This is a genomic window from Pseudomonas sp. CK-NBRI-02, from assembly GCF_008124495.1.
In the GTDB taxonomy this organism is placed as follows: Bacteria; Pseudomonadota; Gammaproteobacteria; order Pseudomonadales; family Pseudomonadaceae; genus Aquipseudomonas; species Aquipseudomonas guariconensis.
The window spans coordinates 337,370-362,268 of the sequence record NZ_VSJH01000039.1 but is presented as its reverse complement, the minus strand read 5'-3'; the positions used below and the strand labels follow the sequence as shown (position 1 = coordinate 362,268).

21 protein-coding genes are annotated in these 24,899 nt (G+C 62.7%); 8 read left to right on the top strand and 13 right to left on the bottom strand.

Features of this window, described 5'->3' with window-relative positions; genetic code table 11:
- Positions 1-3 precede the first annotated feature (3 nt).
- The 8 genes from DQ397_RS22885 to yaaA all read right to left on the bottom strand — a co-directional run bounded on the left by DQ397_RS22885 (position 4) and on the right by yaaA (position 11,763).
- Positions 4-1,449, bottom strand: coding sequence for an alginate O-acetyltransferase (locus tag DQ397_RS22885; RefSeq protein WP_043207418.1), 1,446 nt, complete (start codon positions 1,447-1,449; stop codon positions 4-6).
- 13 nt (positions 1,450-1,462) lie between these two features.
- Positions 1,463-3,025, bottom strand: a complete 1,563-nt coding sequence (gene algG / locus DQ397_RS22880) for a mannuronan 5-epimerase AlgG (protein WP_043207419.1) — start codon at positions 3,023-3,025, stop codon at positions 1,463-1,465.
- A gap of 19 nt (positions 3,026-3,044) precedes the next feature.
- A complete protein-coding gene (locus DQ397_RS22875) occupies positions 3,045-4,523 on the bottom strand; it encodes an alginate export family protein (RefSeq protein ID WP_043207420.1) in 1,479 nt (492 codons plus the stop codon).
- Positions 4,520-6,031 carry an alginate biosynthesis TPR repeat lipoprotein AlgK gene (algK, locus tag DQ397_RS22870; RefSeq protein WP_232092067.1) on the bottom strand — a complete coding sequence of 504 codons (1,512 nt, stop codon included), beginning with the start codon at positions 6,029-6,031 and terminating at the stop codon, positions 4,520-4,522. Before algK ends, DQ397_RS22875 begins: the two co-directional genes overlap by 4 nt.
- A gap of 13 nt (positions 6,032-6,044) precedes the next feature.
- Positions 6,045-7,208: an alginate biosynthesis protein Alg44 gene (locus DQ397_RS22865; protein WP_043207421.1), complete on the bottom strand. Its 1,164-nt coding sequence runs from the start codon at positions 7,206-7,208 to the stop codon at positions 6,045-6,047.
- A gap of 36 nt (positions 7,209-7,244) precedes the next feature.
- Positions 7,245-8,726: a glycosyltransferase family 2 protein gene (locus DQ397_RS22855; protein ID WP_043207422.1), complete on the bottom strand. Its 1,482-nt coding sequence runs from the start codon at positions 8,724-8,726 to the stop codon at positions 7,245-7,247.
- A gap of 62 nt (positions 8,727-8,788) precedes the next feature.
- Positions 8,789-10,105, bottom strand: coding sequence for a nucleotide sugar dehydrogenase (locus DQ397_RS22850; protein WP_043207423.1), 1,317 nt, complete (start codon positions 10,103-10,105; stop codon positions 8,789-8,791).
- A gap of 878 nt (positions 10,106-10,983) precedes the next feature.
- Complete coding sequence (gene yaaA / locus DQ397_RS22845; protein ID WP_043207424.1) at positions 10,984-11,763, bottom strand: peroxide stress protein YaaA; 780 nt, start codon at positions 11,761-11,763, stop codon at positions 10,984-10,986.
- A 137-nt stretch (positions 11,764-11,900) separates the two neighbouring features.
- Between yaaA and DQ397_RS22840 the strand changes: the two genes are divergently transcribed.
- The 6 genes from DQ397_RS22840 (at position 11,901) to DQ397_RS22815 (ending at position 16,975) form a co-directional block, all read left to right on the top strand.
- Complete coding sequence (locus tag DQ397_RS22840) at positions 11,901-13,016, top strand: polysaccharide deacetylase family protein (RefSeq protein ID WP_043207425.1); 1,116 nt, start codon at positions 11,901-11,903, stop codon at positions 13,014-13,016.
- Between the two features lie 272 nt (positions 13,017-13,288).
- On the top strand, positions 13,289-14,683 hold the full coding sequence (locus DQ397_RS22835; RefSeq protein ID WP_043207427.1) for a PhoH family protein: 1,395 nt from the start codon (positions 13,289-13,291) through the stop codon (positions 14,681-14,683).
- Between the two features lie 165 nt (positions 14,684-14,848).
- A complete protein-coding gene (moaC, locus tag DQ397_RS22830) occupies positions 14,849-15,319 on the top strand; it encodes a cyclic pyranopterin monophosphate synthase MoaC (protein ID WP_043207428.1) in 471 nt (156 codons plus the stop codon).
- Complete coding sequence (locus tag DQ397_RS22825; protein WP_043207429.1) at positions 15,319-15,564, top strand: MoaD/ThiS family protein; 246 nt, start codon at positions 15,319-15,321, stop codon at positions 15,562-15,564. Before moaC ends, DQ397_RS22825 begins: the two co-directional genes overlap by 1 nt.
- A gap of 2 nt (positions 15,565-15,566) precedes the next feature.
- The gene (gene moaE, locus DQ397_RS22820; RefSeq protein WP_043207430.1) at positions 15,567-16,013 is read left to right on the top strand and encodes a molybdopterin synthase catalytic subunit MoaE; all 447 of its coding nucleotides are present in this window, start codon (positions 15,567-15,569) and stop codon (positions 16,011-16,013) included.
- A 185-nt stretch (positions 16,014-16,198) separates the two neighbouring features.
- Positions 16,199-16,975 (top strand): ABC transporter substrate-binding protein, encoded by a 777-nt coding sequence (locus tag DQ397_RS22815; protein ID WP_043207431.1) that lies wholly within the window; start codon positions 16,199-16,201, stop codon positions 16,973-16,975.
- A gap of 80 nt (positions 16,976-17,055) precedes the next feature.
- On the opposite strand, the gene DQ397_RS22810 is transcribed toward DQ397_RS22815, so the two are convergent.
- From DQ397_RS22810 to DQ397_RS22790, 5 genes are all read right to left on the bottom strand, one after another.
- On the bottom strand, positions 17,056-17,682 hold the full coding sequence (locus DQ397_RS22810; RefSeq protein ID WP_043207432.1) for a transcriptional regulator: 627 nt from the start codon (positions 17,680-17,682) through the stop codon (positions 17,056-17,058).
- A gap of 73 nt (positions 17,683-17,755) precedes the next feature.
- Positions 17,756-18,886 (bottom strand): FAD-binding oxidoreductase, encoded by a 1,131-nt coding sequence (locus tag DQ397_RS22805; RefSeq protein ID WP_043207433.1) that lies wholly within the window; start codon positions 18,884-18,886, stop codon positions 17,756-17,758.
- A 10-nt stretch (positions 18,887-18,896) separates the two neighbouring features.
- The gene (locus tag DQ397_RS22800; protein ID WP_043207434.1) at positions 18,897-19,847 is read right to left on the bottom strand and encodes an ornithine cyclodeaminase family protein; all 951 of its coding nucleotides are present in this window, start codon (positions 19,845-19,847) and stop codon (positions 18,897-18,899) included.
- A gap of 237 nt (positions 19,848-20,084) precedes the next feature.
- Positions 20,085-21,524: an ATP-dependent RNA helicase RhlB gene (gene rhlB / locus DQ397_RS22795; RefSeq protein ID WP_043207436.1), complete on the bottom strand. Its 1,440-nt coding sequence runs from the start codon at positions 21,522-21,524 to the stop codon at positions 20,085-20,087.
- Positions 21,525-21,626: 102 nt separating this feature from the next.
- Complete coding sequence (locus DQ397_RS22790; protein WP_043207438.1) at positions 21,627-22,283, bottom strand: alpha/beta hydrolase; 657 nt, start codon at positions 22,281-22,283, stop codon at positions 21,627-21,629.
- 337 nt (positions 22,284-22,620) lie between these two features.
- Between DQ397_RS22790 and DQ397_RS22785 the strand changes: the two genes are divergently transcribed.
- A complete protein-coding gene (locus tag DQ397_RS22785; RefSeq protein WP_043207439.1) occupies positions 22,621-23,649 on the top strand; it encodes an amino acid ABC transporter substrate-binding protein in 1,029 nt (342 codons plus the stop codon).
- Positions 23,650-23,714: 65 nt separating this feature from the next.
- On the top strand, positions 23,715-24,893 hold the full coding sequence (locus DQ397_RS22780; RefSeq protein ID WP_043207550.1) for an amino acid ABC transporter permease: 1,179 nt from the start codon (positions 23,715-23,717) through the stop codon (positions 24,891-24,893).
- Positions 24,894-24,899 lie beyond the last annotated feature (6 nt).

Sequence of the window (24,899 nt, the reverse complement as noted above, 5' to 3'; positions counted from 1 at the left end):
GCCTCACTGGCCGGCCTGCGCGGTGTTCTGCGCAGGGCCGGCGAAGTTGTTGCGTTTGCACAGCTTGGCCTCGACTTTCTGGGTGCCGGTTTCCGGCCCCTGGATCTCGAGGGCGAGCAGGTTCTGACTGGCCCAGTCCTCGTCTTCGCGCATCTGGAAGACGAAGCGGCCGTCGGTGTCGGAGGTTTCCGGCTTCTCGATCTTGATGTCCTCGTGGCGGCCGTTGAGGTACCAGAGGGTGGCCTGCAGGACCTTTACCGAGGTGTCCTCGAACTTGATGTCCAGCTGGTGATTGCGGTTGATCAGGTCTTTGATCACACCGCCCTTGCCGTTGACCATCAGCTCGTTCTTACCGGGCTTGAGGGTGGCGCTGGCGCTCATCTGGGCCGGACGGTCGTCACAGCCGTCGTCGAGCAAGGCGAGGATCTGGCGCCAGATGGTTTCCTGATCCAGGCGGTACAGCGGCGAGAACTCCCAGATGAGGATCTTCGGTGGGTTCTTTTTGAACTCTTCACTGCCCAGGTACTGGATCATCGAACCTTCCAGGCCACCACCGGGGAAGGCGACGTTGAGCACGTCGGCACCGATGTACTGCTGCAAGAAGCCCGAGAAGTTGTAGTTCTTGCCGCTGTGGCTGGTGCCGACCAGGGTGATCTTGGCATTGCCCGAATCGCCGAACAGGTCGTCGCCATCGCTCGCACCGCCCTTGGGCTCGGTGGCGAACTGGTCCATGTACTGCACCGCATAGCTGGTGCCGCAAAGTTGCCCGGCGACGTTGTGCAGGGTACCGGTCTTGCCCATGCGGCCGGACTTGTGGGTTTCGAATTCCTTGCGCGGGATGCCTTCGAAGGCTGGCATCTTGTGTACGGTGTCGGCCACGATCTTGGCCGCGCGCTCAGCGCCGTAGGGCGTCCAGTGCTGGTCACCGCGGAAGTAGAAGTCCTTGCCCTGGTCGGCGGCGGCCAATTGCTCGTTGGTCAGCGGCGACAGGTCGGGCACGTTGTAGCCCATGCTGGCGAAGCGCTTGAGCATGGCCTGGTAGTTGCCCAGCGCCTTTTGATAATCGAAGGCGGCTTTCTCGGCGGGGTTGAGCATGTTGCGGTTCACCAGGCCACGGGTTGGCTGGTACACCAGCACCAGTTCCACGCCGCGTTTCTTGAACGCGTCATGTACCTGTTGCAGGCGTTTGTAGCCGGCCGGGGTGGTGTTGAATTCGGTGCGCAGGTCTTCGCGGGTACGGAACAGCCAGTCGCCTTTGGCCTGGACCAGAGTCGTGAAGTTCTGCTGGTAGCGGGTCACGTAACGGCTGGCGTCGTGGGCCTCTGGGCACAGTTGGCAGCAAGGCTCGGCGGTGAAGCTCGGGGCCTGTACATCGGCGGCGCGCACGCCCTGGCTGATGGCCAGGAGGGCAGCGGACAGGCCGAGCAGTTTCATCAGATGCGGAGTCATGGTCTGGGCTTCCTTAATCGATCATTTCGGTCTGGCGTTCGACCGGGTCGATCAGCACGGCCTTCTGCTGGCGCACCAGCAGGTCGAGGATTTCGTCCTGGCGCTGGCCAAGGATGCCGTTGAGGCTGATGCCGTTGGCCTTGCGCGGGGCGAGCATGGAGACCTTGTAGAGCTCGACCGAGAGCGGCGAGTCGATCGACAAGGGGCCGGAGCCATTGGCCGCCAGTTCGCCGCCGACCACGATCAGCGAGACCTTGGTATCGAACGGGTCCAGGGCGATGTCGCGGTCGGTGTCGGAGAGGTCCTTGATGTGCCCGTACACGCCCACCAGGCCGTTGGCCATGGCGAGGTTTTCGTACAGACGGATGTTCACGCTGTTGCGCACGCGGATGCCGTGGCGGCGGTTGTTGAGCAGCTTGTTGCCGTAGATCAGGTTGTCGCCGCTTTCGTACAGGGTGATGCCGTCGGTGTGGTTGCGGTAGATCTCGTTGTAGGCCACCAGGTTGTTGACGCTGTTACGGTCCAGGACCACGCCGGAGAGCTTGTTGTCGTAGCTCTTGTTGTTGATGATCCAGCTGTCGTTGACCTCGCGCGAGACGATGATTCCGTGTTTCTTCTTGGTGCCATACACGGTATTGCCGGCAATGATCAGGCGGTGCGAGCGGTCGTGGGGGTCGATGCCATAGACGATGTTGTCGCGATAGGTGTTGTCCTTGATCACGAAGTCCTGGGTCTCGTAGCAGTAGAAGCCGTACCACATGTCGCTGAATTCGGAACCGATGATCCAGCCGGTGGGTTCCGGGCGGCCCATGCGCTTGGCCATGTTCGGCGTGTACTGGGAGATGCTCACGCCGTACGACTTGGACTTGGCGTAGCCGAAGCTGGCCATCTTGGTGTTGACGATGTAGGTCTCGGTGCCGCCCCACGACAGCAGGAAGGGACGGAACTCGTCCGGCTTGCGGAAGGTGGCCGGGCCGTTGTCCTTCTCGCGCCAGCCCGTGACCTGGGTGTCGGTGACGAACAGCTTGCCGTCGTTGATCAGGAACGAGCCGCCCTCCTGGGACAGGCGCAGTTCCTTGACCTTGCCATTGATCTCCAGCACGCCCTTGCGCCCGACCACGATCGGCAGGCGCGCCAGGTACACGCCTGGTTCGGTTTCGCGCAGGTACTGTTTGGGCACCTGCTTGCTCAGTTGCACCAGGTCCACATGGCCATCATCGACGAAGATCGCCTGGGGAATGCCCTGCTGGCGACGAACCCACTCGGCGCCTTTGTTGTCGCCGCCGATGAACTCCTTGAGCGATTCCTCCTGGAGCATGCGGCGCACGCTGACCTTGCCTTTATGGCTGCGGTCGAGCTTTTTCTGAACCGCTTCGGCGGTGTAGCCGGAGAGGTCGGGCAGCTTGGGCGGGTCCATCTGCAACGGCTCGATCGGCGCGCTGGAGACCGTGTAGGTCTTGGCCTGCTGCAATTCCTTGACCACCGGCTTGACCGGCTCGGCATAGGCCAGGCCGCTGCTGGCCAGCAGCAGGGCACTGGCCAGCAGGCCATGGCGAAAATGCGGGTGAAGGTTCATGAGTGTCCTCTCCCGGGCCTCAATAGCGCCAGATCACGTCGACGAAGGCGCGGTGCATGTAGGAATCAGCTTCGCTGCCGTAGGCATCGCCTGGCTTGAACACGCCGGCACGCAGGCGCACCAGGGCCGACGGCTCGTCGATGGCTTGGCTCATCGAAGCCGGCAGCAGGCCTTGCTTGAAGTACTTGGTGACCACCACGTCCATTTCCTGGCCCAGGTCCTTCTCGCCATTGATCAGCGGACGGTTCACACCGTTGTCCTCGACCACCGCGTTGATGCCGCTGGAACCGATGTTCTGCTGGTCATCGACGCGCCAGAACTTGTGGTAGATGAAGCTTGCGTCATAGTCGTCGCGCAGTTGCCAGGAGGCGAACAGGGTGGCCGCCTGCAGGTTGCCCAGCTCGCCACGGAAGGCTTCGCCGAAGCGGTGCACGCGAGAGCGGGTGCCGGTGAAGTTGGAGCGGTTGCTCTCGAGCCCGGTCTGCTCGTAGTTGCTCGAACCGTCGCTGCCGCCACCGCCGCTGCCACGGGCATAGGCCGCACCGACCTGCCAGTTGGGGTCCAGACGCAGACGCACACCCAAGTCAGTGGCCCAGGCGTTGACATCGCCGCTCTGCTTGCCGGTGGCGACTTGGTCGTTGCCCACGGTCTGGGTGCTGAGGGTGTCGCGATCGCCGGTCAGCCAGGTGACGCTGCCCCAATAGTTGACGGTGTGGTCGTTGCGCCAGTTGTAGGCGTCGCTGTTGGCCTCCAGGCCCAGCCAGGTCAGATCGCCCGTGCGGGTCTTGTCCAACGGGTCGACGGTTTCGCCGGGGTCTTTCAGGCTGCCGCTGTCACTGGAGTGGTGGGCGCGCACGCCGACCCAGTGCCCAGGTGTCCACTGGGTGGCAACGTTGCCGTACACGTGGGTGCGGTCCTTGTCCTCGGGCGCAAGCTCGGTGAGGTCGGTGCGGTATTCGCTGAAGCGCTGTGCCACGCCCAGGTCGGCCTTGAGCAGGGTGGTGTCGAAGGTCCAGTTCAACGCTTCGATGTTGGTGTCGCGCCACATGCCGTCGTCGCTGCGCAGGCGTTGGCGGCCCAGGCGCAGCTGTTCGCCTGGGTAGGGCGTGAAGCCGCTGTAGCCGACCCAGAACTCGCGCATGGCCAGGTAGCTCTTGTCCGGCTTGCGGCTGTCATCGGCGTTGTCCACGGTGCTGCCGTCCTCGGACTGGCGCAGCGTGTCGGTCTCGATGATATCGGTGGCGGCTACTGCCTGGCCCATGGCGAAGGCGCTCCAGTTGCCGCGTTCGCCGTAGACCCAAGGGCGCAGGTCAAGGCCCAGGCCGTTGACGTCACCGCCGGAGCGGGTGCCCAGGTCGCGGTCGTCCTCGGATTGGCCGGTGATCTTGATGTCCAGGCCGAAGTTCTTCTCGGCGGTCATGTCCGCCAGGGTCGGGCACGACCACAGCAGGGCGAAGCTCAGGCCAATGCCGGCTTTCACGAAGGGATTGAGCGTCATAGCGAGTCCTCACCGTCTACTTCTTCTTTTGCGTCGTCTTGCAGGGCTTCGAAGGCCAGGGGGTTGGAACCGACCTGGGCCATGCTGCCGCGTGCCTGCTTTTCCTGGTCCAGCAGGCGCTGGGCCTGGTTGCGCTGGTCAGGGCTCAATTGCGTGTCGAGCTTTTGCAGCAGCTCGGTCGATTGCGGCGACGGGTTGGCCTGGGCCAGTTGGGCGAACACCCAGGCGTTGGCCGGAGCAGGGCGGATGCCATGACCTTCGCTGAACAGTTGGGCCAGGGCGTAGTCGGCGCTGTTCTGCCCGCCACGGGCGGCACTGAGCAGGTGGTCGACGGCTTTTTGCGGCTCGACGTGGCCCAGGTAGCCACGGCGGTACAGCTGGCCGAGGTAATAGTGGGCGCTGACCTCGCCGGCGGCGGCGGCGGCCTGCAGGTGTTCTTCGGCTTTGCTGGCGTCGGCCGGGAGCGTCTTGCCTTCGTAGTAGAGGCGGCCGAGCAACAGTTCGGCGCGGGGCTGCTGGGCCTGACGGCCCTTTTCGATGTAGGCGAGCAACTGGTCGTTGTCGCCCAGCTCCGGGAAGTCGTACACCAACTGCGCCAGGCTCACCCAGGAAGCCGGATTGACCGGGGCGACTTGCTCGAGCAGCTCCTTTGCGGTCTTTTCGTCGGTCTGGCCCAGGCTGCGGTCTGCCAGCACGCGGGCGACGCTGTCGACCCGGGTGGCCGGCACGATGCCACGACCATAGGCGGCCTTGAGCTGCTGGATCAGTGCGGCCTGCTGGTCGGGCTGGGCGCGCTTTTGGTAGACGGTGGCCAGTTCCACATAGCAGATGTCGGTGGTGTCCAGCGCGGCCTTGCAGATTTTTTCGACGTCGCCCAGGTGCTGGTCGTAGGTGCCCTGGGTGCGGTAGAGCAGCACCTGGGCCAGGCCCGCCTCGGGGTTACCGGCGGCGCGCCACTGGTCGATCTGCTGCTGGGCGTTCACCTTGGGGAAGCTCTGCGGGTATTGCAGGTAGAGCATCGCCAGCGGGATCAGGGTGTTGCGCTCGCCTTGCTGGGCGGCGAGCTTGAGCAGGGTTTCGGCCTCCTCGCGCTCGGCCTGGGTAGTGCCAGGCTTGGCCACCAGCAGGCGACCCAGGCGTGCCTGGGCTCGGGGCGAGGTGGCAGCGGCGGCGCGGTAGGTGGCCTCGGCTGCCTTGAGCTTGGCAGGGTCCTGGCTGGCGACCTGGATATCGGCCAGGCCCACTTGGGCATCGCTGTAGCCAAGGTCGGCCAGGGCCTTGTAATTGCGCTCGGCCAGGGCGGTGTCCCCGCGCTTCATGGCCTCGTTGGCCAGGCGCTGGTCGGGCAGGCCCGAGCAGCCGGCCAGGGCGACGGCCAAGGCCAGGCCGCACCAGGCCAGCGGGCGAATGCTGCGCGCAGGGCTCGATTCGATCCCTGTGGGAGCGGGTTTACCCGCGAACAAGGCCCCGGCCGCTTGCAGCGGTGTCATACGGTTCGAAGGGTTCATGGTCCGATCCCTCTTACAGCCCGCGGGCTACGGCTTTGTCGATCAGCCAGTCCAGGGACGGGCCACGATCGGCGTTGACGGCCGCCGGGCGACCGGCCAGTTCTGCCGGCAGGCCACTGTCAGGCTTGATCTGCACGCGGATATCCGAGGCCAGGTCTTCGCTGTTGAGGCTGGCGCTGCTGACGATCTTGCCGGTGCGCATCTCGTCTTCGCCGGCCACCTGGAACTGCACGCGGGTGCCTGGCTTGACCTGGTCGAACTGGCGATAGCTGAAGCGCGCCTCGACCATCGGGTTGGTGGTGCGTGGCACCAGTTGGAAGATCGGCTGGCCCTTGCTGGCGTACTGGCCGTCATCCACCAGCTGGCGGGCGACGACGCAGTCGCATGGGCTGGTGAGCGTGCCGGAGAGCTGCTTGCCGAACAGCTCCTCGACCTTGGCGGGCTCGAGCTGCGAGTCGTCCAGATGGCCTTTGAGCAAATCGAGCATGCTGGTGCTGAAGCTTGCCAGCGGCGCGCCCTTGACCACCTGGGCGCCGTTTTCCACCAGGCTCTGCACACTGCCGTCGCGCGGCATGGTGACGTTGGTGGTGGGCACCGAGACCACACCGGCCTCGGCGTGGCTGACGAAGTACATGCCGTACAGCGACTTGGCGATGAAGCCGAACGCGGCCACGCCGACCACGAACACGCCCAGGCTGACGGTCACCGCGCGCAGGCGACCGAAGGCCGAGAGCCCCGAGCCGCTGTCTTTCTGCTTGCGTGCCTTGGTGAAGTTGTCGCGTTGCAGGGTGCTGAGCACGCCGCCGACGTTGATCATCTCGCCGGACAGGAAAGTGGTGATGATATGGCGCAGGGTGGCCACGTCGCGCGGTTCGAGGTTCTGGAACTGCACGCCGGTGCGACCGGTGCTCTGGTAGGAGCGCACCTGGAACTCGACGTCCATGGACAGGCCCAGGTTGTCGACCGTGAACTGCAGGCGACCGCGCAGCACATCGCCGACGTTCAAGGGTTTGCTGGTATGGAAGGACAGGCCCCCGGCGGAGAGATCGTCCACCTTCACATCGTGCGGTTCGCGATTGCGGTCCAGGTAGCGCAGCTTGGCAGGGATACGTACCCGGACATGCTGGCGCTGGGCTTCGGACTCATGCACGACATTGGCGTTCACGGCGGTATTCATGGCGATTTCGTTCCTGTTAGATCCGTTCCGGGGGGCTCACACGACCATGAACAGCACAGCGACGAAGATGCTGGCTGCCGAGAAGGTCATGGTCCGTGAAGACCAGGTGTTGAACCATTGTTGAAAGCTTTCGAGGTCACGCTTGAGGGCAGTCGGCTGGCGGGTCCAGGACTGCTTGTCGAGGCGGAAGAACACGTAGATCTTCATCAGCGCGCCGACGATCTGGTTGTAATAGAGAATCAGCGGGTAGGCCGGCCCCACGTTATGGCCCGAGCACAGCAGCATGATGGTGAGGATCAGGCGGGTGATGCCGATCCACAGCAGGTACACGAGCAAGAAGCCCATGCCGAACTTGAGGCTGGCGATCACCGCCACCGTCAGGCCCAGCAGGCTGGTCCACATGGACACGCGCTGGTCGAGCAGGACGATGCAGGTGAACAGGCCCAGGCGCTTGAGGCCCAGCCCCAGGGCGCGGGAGTTCTGCCGCAGGTTGTTGCCGTACCAGCGGTACATCAGCTTGCGGCTGGCCTTGATGAAGCTTTTTTCCGGTGGGTGCTCGACCGTGTTGATCGCAGCGTCCGGCACATAGAAGGTGTCGTAGCCCAGGCGCATCAGGCTGAACCAGCTGGACTTGTCGTCCCCGGTGAGGAACTTGAAGCGGCCCAGGCGCCAGTGGTGCAGCGAGTCGCTTTCCACGTCGGCGATGAACTCAGGATCGGTCACCACGCTTGCGCGGAACATCGACATGCGCCCAGTCATGGTCAGCACGCGCTTGGACAGGGCCATCGAGCACATGTTGATGTGGCGCTGGGCGAAGCGCAGCTTGTGCCACTCGCTCATAATGTAGCCGCCGCGCACTTCGCAGAATTCGTTGGTGGTCAGGCCACCGACATTGGGGAACAGCTTGAACCACGGCACGGTCTTGCGGACCACGCCTTCACCGAGCACGGTATCGCCGTCGATCACCGCCACCACGGCATGCTCGTCCGGCATCATCCGCGAGATGGCCCGGAAGCCATAGGCCAGGCCATCGCGCTTGCCGGTACCGGCGATGCGCACGAAGTCCAGGTTGACGTGGGCGGGCGGGTTGTACTTGGCCCACAGGCTCTTGACCAGCAGCTCATCGGACATCTCCACCAGCGAGCAGACCACGGTGGTGGGGAAGCCGCATTCGATGGCCTCGCGGATCACCGAGCTGTACACCTGCGCGGTGGTCAGGGCATCGATGCGAAAACTGGTGACCATCAGGTACACGTGGGACGGGTCGGCAGCTTTGCCCAGCTTGCGTACCTTGCGGCGCAGGTAGGGGTAGACGCCGTAGAGGAACACCATGCCACGGATGAAGTGGGTGGCGCCCATGGAGTAGCGCCAGATGCCGACCGCGCCGACCAGGAAGATGAAGTGCTTCGACTGCGAGTCGAAGATGTCGCTGGGCAAGGCCAAGGCGATCAACATGAGCAGGCTCATGTAGAGCAGCCATCCGGCGCACTGCAGCAGCACTGTCTGGAGTCTTTGCATGTTCAGCATCCGTCGCGCGAATCAGGGGGAAGGGCAGCGGTCGCCCGCTGCCCGGCCGGGGGTTACCAGCAGATGCCTTCGGTGCGGCTGGTGGTGCAGGTCGGCTTGGTCATGAAGCCGACCAGGTCGATCACTTGCTTGCCTTCCGGTGCCTGCTGAGCGAGGGCGCGGAACTTCTCGTCGCGGTTGCCCAGGACGATCACGTCGGCGTTGTCGATGACGTGTTGAAGATCGTCATTGAGCAGCGAGGACACGTGGGGGATCTTCGACTCGATGTATTCCTTGTTGGCGCCGTGGACACGGGCGTACTGGACGTTCTGGTCGTAGATGTTCAGCTCGTAGCCTTTGCCGATCAGGCGCTCGGCCAGTTCCACCAGCGGGCTTTCGCGCAGGTCGTCGGTGCCAGCTTTGAAAGACAGGCCGAGCAAAGCGACCTTGCGTTTGTCGTGGCTTTCGATGATGTCGAAGGCGTTCTGCACCTGGGACTCGTTGCTGCGCATCAGCGAGTCGAGCAGCGGAGCTTTCACGTCGAGGCTGGAGGCGCGGTAGGTCAGGGCACGCACGTCCTTGGGCAGGCACGAGCCGCCGAAGGCGAAACCTGGGCGCATGTAGTACTGCGACAGGTTCAGGACTTTGTCCTGGCAAACCACGTCCATCACGTCGCGACCATCGACACCCACCGCCTTGGCGATGTTGCCGATTTCGTTGGCGAAGGTGACCTTGGTGGCGTGCCAGACGTTGCAGGTGTACTTGATCATTTCGGCCACTTCGACCGGCTTGCGGATGATCGGTGCGTCCAGTTCCTCGTAGATGGCCTGGAGCACGTCGCCGCTGGCCTTGTCCAGCTCGCCGATGACAGTCATCGGTGGGCGGTCGTAGTCGGCGATGGCGGTGCTTTCACGCAGGAACTCCGGGTTGACCGCGACACCGAAGTCGACGCCGGCTTTCTTACCGGAGCAGTCCTCGAGGATCGGGATGACCACGTTCTTGACGGTCCCCGGCAGCACGGTGCTGCGCACCACGATGGTGTGGCGACGCTCGGTGTCGCGCAGCACGTAGCCGATCTCGCGGCACACCGACTCGATGTACTCAAGGCCCAGGTCGCCGTTCTTCTTGCTGGGAGTGCCGACGCAGATCATCGACACATCGCTGGCGCGGATGGCTTCGGCGAAATCGGTGGTGCCACGCAGGCGGCCGTTGGCGATGCCTTGCTGCAGGAGCTGTTCCAGACCCGGCTCGACGATGGGCGACTTGCCCTGGTTGATCAGGTCGATTTTGGTCTTGGACACGTCCACGCCAATCACTTCGTGACCCCGTGCCGACAGGCAACCTGCACAGACCGCACCCACATAACCCAAACCAAAGATGCTGATACGCATCGTATTCACCTCGTGTGTTTATCACGTCGGCTCCTTCGCAAAAGAGCCGGACCGGGTTGATTAACCAGCAGTTTTCGGGCGCACGGTGCCATGGCGATTGCACATATCACCGAACGCAGGCATGAATAAATCCAGAGCGCGCAAAGTTGTGCACTCAAAGTTGGCAGTTAAATGGCCAGTATTAAAAGGCGTGCCCTGAAATGCAGCCGTCTTTATTGCAGTGTGCTATTACGCCTACTGCTGTGCTTGCTCTTTCAATTGGAAAAATCCTATGAAATCAACCACTAGGACGATTAGTAGGGGCGCGTCTCTCCTTCGTGGACAGGGCTTTCGGTTGATACCGTTGCGTCTGTCGAAGTTATCGGAGCCGGTAGTGGATACCGGCCGGTTGTCATCTGTAAGTCATCTCTCACGACACCCGCAAGAAAATCGTTACGGGTCCTATGAGCGATTGCCGGTAGCAGAAGTTCCAAGGTGGGTTCTGCAGGTATGAAAGATTTCTAAATATTTTTTCAGTGGAAAATACTTTCAATCTGATAGCACGTATCAGTTTCACCCCTATATATAAAGGGCGAAAACGACGTGGGATGGTTATATGCCAGCATGCGAAAATTTTTTTCAAAATTCGTCAAAAAACTACGAACGGTCTTATGGCGTTTTGCAATAACGGCTGGGCGGTGGTTTTTTTGACGTCGAAATTATGACGAGATGGCCATTTGAAGCCTGCCCCATTGCAGGGCTGTCGGATGCGGTGACATGACCAGTAGGAGCAGCTGTCTTGTTCAGGGGTGGCCTCTTCGCGGGTTTACCCGCGAAGAGGCCGGTGCAAGCAACGCAAGACTGTTGCTCCCACTGTTAATGCGCAGGACCTGAAGGTCTTACTCGCCAGGGTGGTCGCGCAGGAACACCAGGTGGTCTGGCTTGGACTGTTCGGCACTGTAGTAATAGCCCTGCACATCGAAGCGCTTGAGCTGTTCGGGGTCGTTGATGCGCTCCTGGATCACGAAGCGGCTCATCATTCCGCGGGCTTTCTTGGCGTAGAAGCTGATGATTTTGTACTGCCCGTTCTTCCAGTCTTTGAAGTCGACATCGATCACCCGTGCCTTCAGGGCGCTGCGCTTGACCGCGCTGAAGTACTCGTTGCTGGCCAGGTTCAGCAGGATGTCATCGCCTTGATCGGCCAGGGCCTGATTCAGCCATTCACTGATGCGCGTGCCCCAGAAGGCATAGAGGTCTTTGCCGCGGACGTTGGCCAGCTTGGTGCCCATTTCCAGGCGGTAGGGCTGCATCAGATCCAGCGGGCGCAGCAGGCCGTAAAGGCCCGACAGCATGCGCAGGTGGTCCTGGGCGTAGCTGAAGTCGTCCTCGCCGAGGCTTTCGGCGTCCAGGCCTGTGTACACGTCACCCTTGAACGCCAGCAGCGCCTGCTTGGCGTTGGCCGGGGTGAAATCCGGGGTCCAGCTGCCGAAGCGGGCGGCGTTGAGGCCGGCGAGCTTGTCGGAAAGGTGCATCAGTTCACTGATTTGTGCGGGTGTGAATTCGCGCAGTTGGGTGATCAGCACCTGGGAGTCGTCCAGGTACTGGGGCAGGGTGAACCGCTGGGTCACCGGCGGGGTGTCGTAGTCGAGAGTCTTGGCGGGGGAAATCACCGTCAGCATCGGGTCGGCTCCTGGAATCGTCGAGGCGGATTCTACGGGCTGGGGCCGGCAAGACCAAACTATCGCGACGATAGTCACGGACCATCGCCCAACGCCACGTTATAGTGCGTGTCATGTTGCTGCGGAGAGCTTGATTCGTGCGTATTGCCTTCGTCCTGCTGGCCGGCCTGCTGAGCCTTGCCGCCCAGGCTGCCCCTTCGCCCCAGGCCACCCTGGACCGCACGCTGTGGCCTGAACAACTGGACAGCCCGGCTTTGTTCGATGTCGCTTCGCGGGCCGAAATCCTGTCGTTCGCCCAGGTGCTGCAGGAGAGTGAAATGCTCGACGAGCCGGCTCTGGCGGCGCGCCTGCAACTGCGCCAGATCAACCTGGCGGTGATACGTGCGGTGCGCGCGCGCATGTGGCAGCGGCTATGGGAAAACTATCAACAGGCCCAGCGCAGTTGCGAGCAGGATGCGTCCTTCTGCTATCCGCTGGAGTCCATGGCCGAACTGCGGACCCTGGCCGCCACTTTCACCTCCGGCGTGGGCGAGTTCTATACCGGCTGGCTCGAGCCTAGCCGGGCATTCCACACCCGTTACCTGGATGAACAACTGCGCAAGGCGGCGTTGTTCCCTCAGACCAGCAGCGAGGTCGAGCGCCTGTCGGACAGCGAGCGCACAGGCGATGAACTCAACGACCGGGTGTTCCTGCTGACATTCGTCGGTGGCCCCACTCTCGCGGGCGGTGCCACCGACGAGCTGGCCGATTATCTGCGCCGGCAGAAGCTCGGCGGCCTGTTCTTCGTGCTCGGTAACCGCTTGCAGCAGCGCGCCCCTGTGGGGGCGCTCTATACCGGGCAATGCGTGGGCATCCAGGGCTGGGAGTACCGCTCCCATGCCCAATGGCTGGACTGGCAGGATTCGCTGCGCCGGGCCCAGGCCCGGGTCCAGTCCGACCTGCCGGCGCAGTATGTGCCGTTGTTCCGCCCGCCGTACGGGCAGCGTCGTGCCGATGGCGAGGCATTCATGGCCAGCCAGAAGCTTCAGGTTTCGCTGTGGGAGATCGACGCCCAGGACGACAGTGCGCTCAGCGCCGAGGCCTCGGCACATCGGGTGCTGACCTTGATGCTGTTGTGGCGCAAAGGGGTGATCCAGTTCCACGACAACCTGCCCAAGGCGCAACCGGCGCTGGATTGGCTGTTGCGCAACACGGCGCAGAGTGGAATCGGCTGGGAAGATTGCCGGGATTATGGGCAGCGTGATGGGGCTTGATCTTTGACTCTAGTCCCGCTCACGGCTCAAGCCAAGTCCTGAACGTCAATCGGAAAAATAAAGTTCAAAGGAACGTAAAAAGACTTTTTTTGGTCATCATTAATGCGGTATGTAGGTACCAGACAGCCGAATCCTGCAGCACAGGTGGCGTCATCCAGGCCCTCCTTGCCAGGTGCGCTCCCCGCCCGTAACGACGCGGATACGGGGAGAACGGCGGTCACTCTGCGGCGCAGCATTACGCGTCGCGTGGCTTTCACATAAGGTGACCGAGTATGGATGACCAAGGACGCAATTCTTCCTCCACCCAGCCAATCCTGTATGTGCTCGATACCAATGTCCTGATCCACGATCCAAACGCTTTGCTCAACTTCGAGGAGCACCATGTCGCCATTCCGATGACGGTGCTGGAGGAACTCGACAAGCTCAAGACCGGCAAACACACCATCGCCGCCGAATGCCGCCAGGCCATCCGCCTCATCGACCAGACCCTTGGCGATGCCTCGCCCAGCGACGTCGAGCAGGGCGTGCCGATCCAGCGTGGCAAGAGCGGGCCCAAAGGGTTCCTGTCGATCCTGATGAGCCCACGCAACGAGCCAAACCGGCTGCTGCCCGAAACCCTCAACGACAACATCATCATCAACCAACTTCTGGAGTTGCGTGCCCGCCGCTGCGATCTGGACGTGGTGCTGGTGACCAAGGACATCAACATGCGCCTGAAGGCGCGTGCCTGTGGCATCGCCGCGGAGGACTACAGCACCGACCAGTTGGTCGATGACGTCTCCTTGCTGTCCAAGGGCTACCATTCGGTGACCGGCTCGTTCTGGGATCGCGTCAGCAAGGTCGAAACCCGGCAGGAGCGTGGTCGCACCTGGCATCGGGTACAACTGACCGACAACCTGCCGGCGGTGCACGTCAATGAGTTCATCATCGACGAACAAGGCTTCGTCGGCTGGATCAAAGGCATCCGTGAAGACGAACTGCTGCTGCTCGACCTGCACCAGGAGCCGTTGCTGCACCAGGAAGCCTGGGGGCTGAAACCCCGCGACATCCATCAGAGCCTGGCGTTGTTCGCCTTGCTCGACCCAGATATCCACCTGGTCAACCTGACCGGCGCCGCCGGCTCCGGCAAGACCATCCTGGCGCTTGCCGCCGCCATCGAGCAGACCATGGTCAGCAAGCGCTACCGGCGCATCATCGCCACCCGCAGCGTGCAGGGGCTGGACCAGGAGATCGGCTTCCTGCCGGGGACCGAGGCCGAGAAGATGGAGCCTTGGCTGGGCGCCATCACCGACAACCTCGAAGCCCTGCACATGGATGACGAGAGTACCCACGGTAGCGTCGAGTACATCCTCGAGCGGGTCCCGTTGCAGTTCAAGTCGCTGAACTACATCCGTGGGCGCAGCTTCCAGCAGAGCCTGATCCTGATCGACGAGTGCCAGAACCTCACCCCGCACCAGATGAAGACCATCATCACCCGTGCCGGGGCAGGGTCCAAGGTGGTGTGCCTGGGTAACCTGGCGCAGATCGATACCCCTTACCTGTCGGCCACCAGCTCCGGGCTGACTTATCTCACCGAACGCTTCAAGGACTTCCCTCACGGCGTTCATATCACCTTGCAGGGCGTGCCACGCTCGGTGCTGGCCGAGTACGCCGAGTCCCACCTGTAAATCCCAGTCTGCCGGGCGGTTCGCCGCCCGGCTTCTGTGATGTCCTCTACGCGGATTAATCCGCTCCCATGGCGGCCAGCGGGATTTGGCCTGCCCGCGACACAACCACTGCTCAAAGCTGACCTGCGGGTTTACACTCTTTGTTCCCTTCACAGGAGCAATGCAGTGCTGACTCATCTCGATTCCCAGGGGCGCGCCAACATGGTCGACGTCACCGAAAAGGCCGTGACCGCGCGTGAGGCGGTGGCCGAAGCGCGGGTGCGCATGTTGCCGCAGACGTTGCAGATGATCGTCGACGGCGAGCATCCCAAGGGCGATGTGTTCGCCGTGGCGCGCATCGCCGGGATCCAGGCGGCGAAGAAGACCAGCGACCTGATCCCGCTGTGCCACCCGCTGATGCTCACCAGCGTCAAGGTCGAGCTCAACGCCGAAGGTTCTGATGCGGTGCGCATCGTCGCCCGTTGCAAGCTGGCCGGGCAGACCGGTGTGGAAATGGAAGCGCTGACTGCCGCCAGCGTTGCGGCGCTGACGATCTATGACATGTGCAAGGCCGTCGACAAAGGCATGGTGATCGAGCAAGTACGCCTGCTGGAGAAGCTCGGCGGCAAGAGCGGCCATTACCAGGTGGAGGCGTGATGAAGGTTCAGGTGGTGTATTTCGCCCGTTATCGTGAATTGCTAGGGGTCGATGGCGAGCCGCTCGAAGGTGCCTTCGCGACCCTGGACGACGTGCGCCAGGCCTTGGTGGCCAAGGGCGGGCAATACGAGGTGCTGGCCGAGCAGAACGTGATGTGCGCACGCAATCAGGATCTGAGCAAGCTGGCCGAGCCGGTGGAGGAGGGCGACGAAGTGGCGTTCTTCCCGCCGGTCACGGGAGGTTGAGCATGGGCGTTCGAGTACAGGAGCAGGCCTTCGATCCAGGCCTTGAGGTCAATGCGATGCATGCGGCCAACGTCGGCGTGGGCGCGGTGGTAGGGTTCGTTGGCTATGTGCGGGATTTCAACGATGGCCGTGAAGTGGCGGGGATGTTCCTCGAGCATTACCCAGGCATGACCGAGAAAGCCTTGGCCAAGATCGTCGTCGAGGCCGAGCAGCGCTGGCCACTGCTCAAGGTCGAGGTGCTGCACCGCATCGGCGCGCTGGAGCCGGGCGAACCGATCGTCTTTGTCGGCGTGGCCAGCGCTCACCGTCAGGCGGCGTTCGATGCCTGCAATTTCATCATGGACTACCTCAAGACCCGGGCGCCGTTCTGGAAGAAAGAGAACACCCAGGATGGGCCGCGTTGGGTCGAAGGTCGGCAAAGCGACCAGGATGCCGCCGGTCGCTGGTGACCTGCCGGGGCACGGGCGGGCCGGATGCGTCTGCCTGTGCTGCACGTTGTGGTTGGTAGTTGAGTTTCTATACAAAAAAGTCCAGTATGGAATCATAAGTACAAAATGATTCCAGGCAGCCTTGCGCCTGTCACCTTTCCTCTGTCTTGCACCACACCTCCAATAACGAGCGAGAGAGATCCCCCATGAAAAAGCTCATCCTGATCAGCGGTCTGGCCCTGGGCCTGTTGGCCGGTAGCAACCTGTACGCTGCCGAGAACGTCCTGCGCATCGGTATCGAGGCCGCCTACCCGCCGTTTGCCTCGAAAAACGACAAGGGCGAAATCGTGGGCTTCGATTACGAGATCGGCAATGCCCTGTGCGCGCAGATGAAGGTCAAATGTGTCTGGAACGAGGTCGAGTTCGACGGGCTGATCCCCTCGTTGAAGGTCAGGAAGATCGATGCGGCCCTGTCGTCGATGACCATTACCAAAGAGCGCAAGCAATCGGTGGACTTCACCCACAAGTACTACTTCACGTCATCGCGCCTGGTGATGAAGAAAGGGGCGGTGGTCGATGACCAGTACCAGAGCCTCAAAGGCAAGACCATCGGCGTGCAGCGTGCCACCACCACCGACCGCTACGCCACCGAAGTGCTCGAGCCCATGGGTGTGAAGGTCAACCGCTACAGCAACAACGAAGAGATCTACATGGACCTGGCGTCCGGGCGTGTGGATGCCATTTTTGCCGATACCATTCCCCTGGAGGACTTCCTGTCGATGCCTCGTGGCGCTGACTTTGCCTTCGTAGGGCCGGAGCTGAAGGACCCCAAGTACGTCGGTGAAGGTGCCGGGATCGCGGTGCGCAAAGGCAACACCAAATTGGTGAGCCAGCTCAATAGCGCCATCGATGCCATTCGTGCCAACGGCGAATACCAGAAGATCCAGGCCAAGTACTTCAAATCGGATATCTACGGCGACTGAAACACTGCGCTGGGGGCGCCTTGCGCCCCTTTTCCGACCGCTGTGTAGTCCCGGCAATCGTCAAGGGACCTCTGCAGCGCTCAGGCCTTGAGTTCCTTCAAGTGCTTGTACACCGTCGCCCGTCCCATTCCCAGCACGTTGGCCACGTAGTTGGCCGCACTCTTGCCCTTGAAGGCGCCCTCGGCATGCAGGGCCAGGACCAGCTCGCGCTTGTGATCGCGGGTCAGCAGGTTAAGGCTCAACTGACGCTGGCGCAGCCAGCCGTTGAGGAAGGTGTTGATACGTTCCTGCCAGTCATCGCGAAACAGCGCGTCGGGTTGGGGAATCAATCGGCTGGGCGAAAGGAACAGATCCAGCGCCGCCTTGGCGTTCTCGAACAGCGAGATATTCAGATTGATGCACAGCATGGCCAGGGGTGTGCCTGCGGCATCGCGCAACACGGTGCTCAACGAGCGGATCTTCTGCCCGTCCCAGTTGAGTTTTTCGTAGGGGCCGATGTTGGTTTCATCGGTACCGTGCTCGAGCATGTCTTCCAGGGCCGCATCGTCGCCGATCTCGCGTTTGGACAGGTTGTTGGCGATGTAGTCGATCTTCTGGGTGCGCAGGTCGTGCAGCACCACTTCGGCGTGGGGGAAGAACAGGGTGGCGATGGCATCGGCGATGGCCCGGTAGTTGTCCAGGGCCGGGTCAGGGCGAGGGGATGGCATTGAGGCAGGCTCCAGGCTGTGTCAGCGCCCTGCGGCGAGGGCGCTGCGAGTGTGCCGCAATCGCGGCGGCGCGTCATCCCGACAGGCGTGCCGGGGATAGCATGGCGGCCGTCAGGCCAAAGCCATGCAGGTGATCCGGCAGCGCCTCGCCACGCACCAGGGCGGCGCTGGCCTGGCCCATGGCGGGTGAGGTCTGGATGCCGTAGCCGCCTTGGCCCGCGACCCAGAACAGCCCAGGCACCTGCGGGTCGAAGCCGGCGACCAGGTCGCCGTCAGCAACGAAACTGCGCAGCCCGGCCCAGGTGCGGGTAGGACGGCGGATGCGCAGGGTGGTGGCTTCCTCGATCTGATAGATGCCTAAGGCGATGTCGAGCTCTTCGGGTTGTACATCGTGCGGCTCCACCGGGTCGGCATTGGCGGGAGAGCCCAGGAGCATGCCGGCATCCGGCTTCATGTAGAAGGATTCATCGAGGCTGACCAGCATCGGCCAGTGGTGGCAGTCGACGCCCTCGGGGGCGGCGAAGATGAAGGCAGCGCGGCGCTTGGGTTGCAGGCCGAGGGGGCGAGCGCCGGCCAGTACCCCGATGTGGTCCGCCCAGGCGCCCGCGGCGTTGATCAGCACGGGGGCGCTGAAACTGCCCTGGTTGGTATGCACCTGCCACAGCCCCTGGGCGTCACGCTCCACCCGTTGCACCTCGCAATCGCTGCGCACTTCGCCCTGTTGCCGGCGAATGCCGCGCAGGTAGCCTTGGTGCAGGGCATCGGTGTCGATGTCGCTGGCGCTCGGGTCGTAGAGGGCGCCATGGACTTTGTCCCGACACAGCACCGGCAGGCGGGCGCAGGCCTGGTCGGCATCGAGCAGCTCGAACTCGGGCACGCAGGCCTTGGCGCTGAGGTACTGGCGTTGCAGTTCGGCCGGATCGCCGTTGAAGTCCACGGTCATCTCACCGCGCGGGGTGAGCAGAGGATGCTCGGCGAAACCACTGGGCGGATGATCGAAAAAAGCACGGCTGGCGAGGGTCAGGGCGCGTACCTGTGGCGTGCCGTAGGCGGCGGTGTAGAGCGCCGCCGAACGGCCGGTGGAGTGATAGCCAGGCTGGGATTCGCGCTCGAGCACTAGCACGCGGCCATGGGCGGCGAGCCAGTAGCCGGTGGAGGCGCCGGCGATACCGGCGCCGACGATGATGTAGTCGGCAGTCTGCATGCTGTTCTCCTCAGGCTTCGCGCAGCAGCTGATACAGGGCATTGGCCAGGGCAATGTCCTCCAGGCCCAGTCCGATGGAGCGGAAGAAGGCATGGCGCTGGTAGGCCGGCGCGGCGGCGTCGCCACTGAGCAGTTGCGGCAGGTCGCCGACGATCGCGTCTGCCTGCCACCCCAACTGCTCGGCGGCGATGCGCATTTCGCCTGCGCTGGCGGGGGTGGTTACCCGGTAATCGCAGTAGACATCCATCTCGGCCAGGCAGGCTGGCGGGATTTCATGGGCGCGTACGGCATTGGTGCTGATCGAGGTGATCAGCGCAGGTTTGCTCAGCGTGCGTGGGTCGATGACTGGCACGGCCGAGGAAGTGCAGAGCATGATCACGTCGGCATCGTCCAGGGCCTGCTCGAGGTTTTCCATCAATTGCAGGCGGCTGTCGAGGCCGGCCAGGTGTTCGCGTTGCCCTGCGCTCTGTTGGCCCAGGCTGGGGGAATACAGGCGAATGTCCTGCCAATCGCGCAGGCCGCGCACATAGTGCAGGTGAGCGCGGGCGATCGGGCCGCTGCCGATCACCGTCAGGCGGCGGGCATGGCCTGGGGCCAGCGCGTCGATGGCCACGGCAGTGGTAGCGGCGGTGCGGGCGGTGGTCAGTTCGCCGGCGTCGCAGAGCATCAGAGGTTGACCGCTGTCCATGGACATCAGCAGGGTCCAGGCGGTGACCAGGGGGCCTTGGTCACGGACGATGTAGGGCGAGGTTTTTACCCCATAGACCCGCTCCGTGGCCAACACGCCGCCATAGTTGATGAAGTCGCCCCGGCCAGCCGGAAACTCCACCAGTTGTTGGGGCGGCTGTACCGCCTGGCCACGGGCCAGGTCACGGAACAGGTTGCGCAGGATGTGCGGGACATCCACCTGGGCGAGCAATTGGCGGGCGTGTTGTTGATCGACGACGAGGGGCGCGGTCATACGAAGCTCCAGATAAACTATTTTTTCCATTATGGACTTTTTGTTTATTTGGACAATATCGCAGGCGCAAAAAGGTTGCGGCGCAATTCGGCGCCAGAAAGGGAGGGGTAGAGAAAGCAGGGGTGGGGCTTGGCCCGCAGAACAGGCCCTGCGGCTCGGAGCAGGGCCTGTGGGAGCGGTCTTGCCGGGGCGCCGGACCGCTCGGGAAGGGGCAAAAGGTGCCCCAAGGTACACGGCTCAGTGATGCTTTCGCGGTATCGACTTCAGCAGTTCGTCCGGTGGCATCTCGCACTTGATCTTGCGCCCCAGCAGCTCTTCGATAGCCGGAAGCTGGTAGGCATCGTCCTCGCCGGCGAAGCTGATCGATACGCCGCTGGTCCCGGCACGGCCGGTACGGCCGATGCGGTGTACGTAGTCGTCCGGGTCTTCCGGCAGGGTGAAGTTGATCACGTGGCTGATGCCGTCGATGTGAATGCCACGGCCGGCCACGTCGGTGGCCACCAGCACCGCGATGCGACCTTCGCGGAAGTTCTCCAGGGTGCGGATGCGCTTGTGCTGCGGCACGTCGCCCGACAACTGGGCGGCGTTGATGCCGTCACGCACCAGGCGCTCTTCGATGCGGCGCACTTCATCCTTGCGGTTGGCGAAGACCATCACCCGTTCCCACTTGTTCTGCGTGACCAGGTTGTACAGCAGCTTGTACTTGTCGCTGCTGGCCACTGCATAGACGTGCTGTTCGACCGTTTCGCTGGCCACGTTCTCCGGCTCGATCTCGACGATGGCCGGGTTGGTGGTCCACTGCTTGGCCAGGTTCATCACGTCATCGGTGAAGGTGGCGGAGAACAGCAGGGTCTGACGCTCGCTCTTGGGCGGGGTCTGGCGGATGATCTGCCGGACCTGGGGGATGAAACCCATGTCGAGCATGCGGTCGGCTTCATCGAGCACCAGCACCTCGACCATGTCCAGATGCACTTCGCCGCGCTGGTGGAAGTCCAGCAGGCGGCCTGGCGTGGCTACGAGGATGTCGCAGTGACGCGCTTCCAGGGCCTTGAGCTGCTTGTCGAAGTCCATGCCGCCGACGAACGTCATGACGTTCAGGCCGCTGTACTTGGTCAGGGCCATGGCGTCCTTGGCGATCTGCACCACCAGCTCGCGGGTCGGCGCGATGATCAGCGCGCGCGGCTCGCCCATGTAGCGTTCCTTGGGCGGCGGTACCTGCTGCAGCTGGGAAATGATCGAGATCAGGAACGCGGCGGTCTTGCCGGTGCCGGTCTGGGCCCGGCCGATGGCGTCCTTGCCGCGCAGGGTATGACCCAGCACCTGGGCCTGGATCGGCGTGCAGTACGGGAAGCCCAGGTCATGGATGGCATGCATCAGTTCGTTGGAAAGCTTGAAGTCATGGAAGCGGGTCTTGCCCTCCTGGGGCTCGACCACGAAATCTTCCGGCTTCCACAGGCTGGCCTGGGGCTTGGGTTTGCGTTCGCGACGTGGCTTGTCCTTGGCGGGCTTGTCGTCGCGAGTGGGGGACGTGGCCTCGGGCGTATTGACCGGCGAGGCTGGGGGCGCCGGCGGTTCGACCGCAGGTGCAGGTGGGGGCGTCATCACGCCGGCGGCAGGCACGTTGGCCTGGGGTGCGGCGTCGCCCTTGGCGAAAATTTTCTTGAGTGCCTTGAGCACGATCGTCTCGTCAACTGGTTAAGGAATGTACGCCCGGCAGTGTAATGCAAGAACCGGGCAGGGCGTAGTGCGGTGCGCCTACAACTACAGCAGATTGCACCGCTAGCGCAGGTGGCGCACCAGCCAGTTGTAGATATCGTTGATTTCCTGGGGGACCACTTCGTGTTCCATCGGGTATTCCTCCCAGGCCACTTCGACGCCCCACTGCTTGAGGTGCTCATAGGCCGTGCGGCCCATGGACGGGATCACCACCGGGTCGTGCACGCCGTGCAGGCAGAGGGCCGGAGTACGCTGCTGGCAGGCGCTCAGCTGATGGTTTTCATTGAAAGTGGGCGCGTAGGTGGACAACGCCAGTACACCGCCCAGGGCTTCCTGCCACTTTATATAGGCCGTGTGCAGCACCACCGCGCCACCCTGGGAGAACCCCGCCAGGAAGATTCGCGTCAGGTCGATGCCCTTGGCTCGCTCGGCTTCGATCAACGCCACCACCTGATCGGCGGACGCTTCCAGCTGCGCTTCGTCGATAGCGCGCGCAGGCGTCATGGCCTTGATGTCGTACCAGCTGGGCATGGCGTAGCCGCCGTTAATCGTTACCGCGCGTGTCGGCGCCTGGGGCATAACGAAGCGGGTGCTGAGCAGGTGTTCCTGCAACGCTTCGGCCACCGGTAGGAAGTCGTAACGGTCGGCCCCCAGGCCGTGCAACCAGATAACACAGGCGTCTGCGGTGTTCTGGGGTTCGAGGATCAACGGGTTGGTCATGACTGCTCCGAAAGTGTGCGCACGCGCCTGATCGAGTGCATGAAATAAAGGCGTGCATGGGTAATGCCACAAGAAGATGTCGCAACTCTACAACTTTTCCTGCTTGACGACCCCTTAAACGCTTGAGCCCGAGACTGTGGTACGCCCTTTGCTATGAATCAACCGATGCGAGGGGATGGCCGGAGACGGTAACACCCCTCGTGCGGATAGAAGGCTGTCACCAGAACGGCCCATTGCGCCAATTGACCCGATAACAAGCCAACAAGGGGTCGGATGCGCCTCATAAGGGTGCGGTGCAATTCCGGCTCGATACAACAAGAGCGATTGGAGGTTGTGAATGAAGATGTTGAAAACCACCCTGGCAGTCCTGACCGCTGCCGCTGCGCTGGGCGCCACCAGCTTCGCCCACGCTGGCGCTACGCTAGATGCGGTAAAGAAGAAGGGCTTCGTCCAGTGTGGCGTGAGTGACGGCCTGCCGGGCTTCTCGGTACCGGACAGCACCGGCAAGATCGTCGGTATCGATGCCGATGTGTGCCGCGCCGTGGCCGCCGCCGTCTTCGGCGACGCGACCAAGGTCAAGTTCAGCCAGCTCAACGCCAAAGAACGCTTCACTGCGCTGCAATCGGGTGAAGTCGATGTCCTGTCGCGCAACACCACCTGGACCAGTTCGCGTGATGCCGGGATGGGCCTGGTATTCGCCGGCGTGACTTACTACGACGGCGTCGGTTTCCTGGTCAACAAAAAGCTGGGCGTCTCCAGTGCCAAGGAGCTCGATGGCGCGACCATCTGCATCCAGGCCGGTACCACCACTGAGTTGAACGTCTCTGACTTCTTCCGTGCCAACGGCCTGAAGTACACCCCGATCACCTTCGACACTTCCGATGAAAGCGCCAAGTCGCTGGAGTCCGGTCGTTGCGATGTGCTGACCTCCGACAAATCGCAGCTGTTCGCCCAGCGCTCCAAGCTGGCGGCGCCAAGCGAGTATGTAGTACTGCCGGAAACCATCTCCAAGGAACCTCTGGGCCCGGTCGTGCGCAAAGGGGACGAGGAGTGGTTCAGCATTGTCAAGTGGACCCTCTTCGCCATGCTCAACGCCGAAGAGGCAGGCATCACCTCGAAGAATGTCGAGGCCGAGGCCAAGTCCACCAAGAACCCCGACGTCGCTCGCCTGCTCGGTGCCGACGGCGAGTACGGCAAGGACCTGAAGCTGCCCAAGGACTGGGTGGTGCAGATCGTCAAGCAGGTGGGTAACTATGGCGAAGTGTTCGAGAAGAACCTGGGCCAGAGCACTGACCTGAAGATCGATCGTGGCATGAACGCCCTGTGGAACAACGGCGGCATCCAGTACGCGCCACCAGTGCGCTGATGGTTGCACCTGCGGCGGCACCGCGCCGCCGCAGGTTGTTCGATCCCATCCTTTCGGGGCATTACATGCAAAATCAAATTGGCGCGCAGAAGGGGTTTTCCCTGAGCGATCCACGTGTGCGCGCGTGGCTGTTCCAGATCGTCACGGTGATCTTCGTGGTCGGCCTGGGCTGGTACCTGTTCCACAACACGCAAACCAACTTGCAACACCGGGGCATCACCTCGGGTTTCGACTTTCTCGAGCGCAGCGCAGGCTTCGGCATCGCCCAGCACCTGATTCCCTACGTGGAGTCGGACAGCTACGCCCGGGTGTTTCTCATCGGCCTGCTCAACACCCTGCTGGTTACCTTCATCGGCATCATCCTGGCAACGCTGTTGGGCTTCATCATCGGTGTGGCGCGGCTGTCGCCGAACTGGATGATCAACAAGCTGGCGACAGTCTATGTCGAGACGTTCCGCAACATTCCGCCGTTGTTGCAAATCCTGTTCTGGTACTTCGCGGTGTTCCTGACGCTACCGGGGCCGCGGGGCAGCATCAACCTGCAGGACACTTTCTTCATCAGCAACCGTGGCGTGAACATGCCCGGTGCCTCCATGGCCGAGGGCTTCTGGCCATTCGTGGGCGCCGTGGTGCTGGCGATCGTCGCCATCGCGCTGATGGTGCGTCTTGCCAACAAACGCTTCGATGAAACCGGCGAGCCGTTCCACAAGTTCTGGGTGGGGCTGCTCATGTTAGTTGGCATCCCAGGCGTGTGCGTGCTGCTGTTCGGCAATCCGTTGAGCTGGGAAGTGCCGCAGCTCAAGGGCTTCAACTTCGTCGGTGGCTGGGTGCTGATCCCTGAGCTGCTGGCCCTGACCTTGGCGCTGACCATCTATACCGCAGCGTTCATCGCCGAGATCGTGCGTTCGGGCATCCGTTCGGTCAGCCATGGCCAGACCGAGGCTGCGCGCTCTCTTGGCCTGCGCGAGGGGCCGACCCTGCGCAAGGTGATCATCCCCCAGGCATTGCGAGTGATCGTGCCGCCGCTGACCAGCCAGTACCTGAACCTGGCGAAGAACTCGTCCCTGGCGGCCGGCATCGGCTACCCGGAAATGGTCTCGCTGTTCGCCGGTACCGTGCTCAATCAGACCGGTCAGGCCATCGAGGTGATCGCCATCACCATGAGTGTCTATCTGGCCATCAGCATCAGCATTTCGCTGCTGATGAACTGGTACAACAAGCGCATCGCGCTGATCGAGCGGTGAGGATAC

Coding starts and splice junctions, on each gene's coding strand:
- DQ397_RS22885 (WP_043207418.1), bottom strand. CDS start 1,449: ATGACTCCGCATCTGATGAAACTGCTCGGCCTGTCCGCTGCCCTCCTG.
- algG (WP_043207419.1), bottom strand. CDS start 3,025: ATGAACCTTCACCCGCATTTTCGCCATGGCCTGCTGGCCAGTGCCCTG.
- DQ397_RS22875 (WP_043207420.1), bottom strand. CDS start 4,523: ATGACGCTCAATCCCTTCGTGAAAGCCGGCATTGGCCTGAGCTTCGCC.
- algK (WP_232092067.1), bottom strand. CDS start 6,031: ATGAACCCTTCGAACCGTATGACACCGCTGCAAGCGGCCGGGGCCTTG.
- DQ397_RS22865 (WP_043207421.1), bottom strand. CDS start 7,208: ATGAATACCGCCGTGAACGCCAATGTCGTGCATGAGTCCGAAGCCCAG.
- DQ397_RS22855 (WP_043207422.1), bottom strand. CDS start 8,726: ATGCAAAGACTCCAGACAGTGCTGCTGCAGTGCGCCGGATGGCTGCTC.
- DQ397_RS22850 (WP_043207423.1), bottom strand. CDS start 10,105: ATGCGTATCAGCATCTTTGGTTTGGGTTATGTGGGTGCGGTCTGTGCA.
- yaaA (WP_043207424.1), bottom strand. CDS start 11,763: ATGCTGACGGTGATTTCCCCCGCCAAGACTCTCGACTACGACACCCCG.
- DQ397_RS22835 (WP_043207427.1), top strand. CDS start 13,289: ATGGATGACCAAGGACGCAATTCTTCCTCCACCCAGCCAATCCTGTAT.
- DQ397_RS22825 (WP_043207429.1), top strand. CDS start 15,319: ATGAAGGTTCAGGTGGTGTATTTCGCCCGTTATCGTGAATTGCTAGGG.
- moaE (WP_043207430.1), top strand. CDS start 15,567: ATGGGCGTTCGAGTACAGGAGCAGGCCTTCGATCCAGGCCTTGAGGTC.
- DQ397_RS22815 (WP_043207431.1), top strand. CDS start 16,199: ATGAAAAAGCTCATCCTGATCAGCGGTCTGGCCCTGGGCCTGTTGGCC.
- DQ397_RS22810 (WP_043207432.1), bottom strand. CDS start 17,682: ATGCCATCCCCTCGCCCTGACCCGGCCCTGGACAACTACCGGGCCATC.
- DQ397_RS22805 (WP_043207433.1), bottom strand. CDS start 18,886: ATGCAGACTGCCGACTACATCATCGTCGGCGCCGGTATCGCCGGCGCC.
- DQ397_RS22800 (WP_043207434.1), bottom strand. CDS start 19,847: ATGACCGCGCCCCTCGTCGTCGATCAACAACACGCCCGCCAATTGCTC.
- DQ397_RS22790 (WP_043207438.1), bottom strand. CDS start 22,283: ATGACCAACCCGTTGATCCTCGAACCCCAGAACACCGCAGACGCCTGT.
- DQ397_RS22785 (WP_043207439.1), top strand. CDS start 22,621: ATGAAGATGTTGAAAACCACCCTGGCAGTCCTGACCGCTGCCGCTGCG.
- DQ397_RS22780 (WP_043207550.1), top strand. CDS start 23,715: ATGCAAAATCAAATTGGCGCGCAGAAGGGGTTTTCCCTGAGCGATCCA.